Below are 428 nucleotides of genomic sequence, written 5' to 3'. Positions count from 1 at the left end.
GAAGAATGGTTGGTCAACAATTGGTGGGCGCTATTACGCCGCCGATGTGGATGGTCGTGCGAGAGAGCTCGATCTTGTGGCCTATCGCGCGGAGAAGTTCGAAGGAATCGAGGTCTTTGCAGCAGTCTTGGTTAGCTGCAAGAAGGACGAGGCACTCACATGGGCGTTCCTTACGAAGAAAAAGCCGAAGAATGACCCTAACTTTGACTGGAATCCCGTTCACGTCTGGACGGACGTGGAGCCTCTCTCAACCTATCTGAGTACCGAAAGCTGGAAGGCCGACCATACGGAGGCCCTCGGCAAGAAGTACAAAGACATGTTCGCTCCGCGTTCCGCAATTTTCGCGTTCCAGCAGTTGGGTCTCACGGTGCTGCAAGGTCCCAAGAAGGGTGCCGCCAAAGACAGGGGTGCGAAGCCGGAGGTCGGAA

1 protein-coding gene is annotated in these 428 nt (G+C 55.6%); it reads left to right on the top strand.

The annotated features are described in order from the left end of the window. Positions 1 to 428 (top strand): hypothetical protein (locus KVS69_RS18855; protein WP_217539499.1); only part of this gene is annotated, 428 nt, incomplete at both ends.

Origin of the sequence: Stenotrophomonas sp. GbtcB23, from assembly GCF_019091045.1 — a bacterium.
In the GTDB taxonomy this organism is placed as follows: Bacteria; Pseudomonadota; Gammaproteobacteria; order Xanthomonadales; family Xanthomonadaceae; genus Stenotrophomonas; species Stenotrophomonas rhizophila_A.
Note: the sequence above shows the minus strand (reverse complement) of the source record. Positions and strands in the feature narration are given on the sequence as shown.